Genomic DNA, 761 nt, shown 5'->3' with positions numbered 1-761 from the left:
GGCGGGACGTTGGCAGCAATATTTCAAAACAGAAGTCTTGACATGAAATCAATTATTTCCTTGTTATTAATTTTATTCTCATTTTTGGCTAAAGCTCAAGAAATTGAAACTAGTGAAGAAAGTATTCTACAAAAAGCTGAGCTTTATAATAACGCTTGGCAAAACTTAGATGCATCATCTTTACCCAAAGAAGAGAGAATTAAAATTGAACATGAAGAAATTAGTATCGAATATTGCGCAGAAAGAGCAAATTATTACTATACAGAGTTAGTAAATAACTTTCCAAGTTCAAAAAATTACCTTTCATATCTATTTAATAAAGGTTCTTTAGCTGCTGATATACGAAAATCAGATGATGCAATAAAAAGCTTAACTAAAGTTATTGAGATAGTCGAATCAGAAAAATTAAATAAATTCAATACTATACCAGTAACCGATTTATGCTATTATCAGAAACTTTCATTCTATTATCTAGTTAGAGTCTATGAAAGTGATGGTAATTGTTTGAATGCCAAATATTACGTTGCAAAATTAGAAAAATTGAAATCAGACAAGCTAAATGAATATGAAAATTGGGATATAAATGAAACTATTAAAAGAATCAACAGAAATTGCTCAAATTAATACTGCTGCCAACAGCGGTTTTAAGAAATTGGGGGCTTTAGTGTATAATGGAATGGTCTTTTTGTATATTTGGCTTTAGTCTTAATGGAATGGTTCGGGAACAAAAATCCCCAACTTCTTAAAGCCGGCGGGACGTT

The 761-nt window shown here is 30.6% G+C and carries 1 protein-coding gene; it reads left to right on the top strand.

Annotated features, from left to right (window positions below):
* The coding region (locus FCR2A7T_RS14520; protein ID WP_035119133.1) for a hypothetical protein at positions 1 to 624 on the top strand (624 nt) is incomplete at its 5' end.
* Between the last annotated feature and the right edge of the window lie 137 nt (positions 625 to 761).

This window comes from Flavobacterium cauense R2A-7 (assembly GCF_000498475.1).
GTDB lineage: Bacteria > Bacteroidota > Bacteroidia > Flavobacteriales > Flavobacteriaceae > Flavobacterium > Flavobacterium cauense.
The sequence above is the reverse complement of the archived record's forward strand: the minus strand, read 5'-3'. Positions and strand labels throughout refer to the sequence as shown.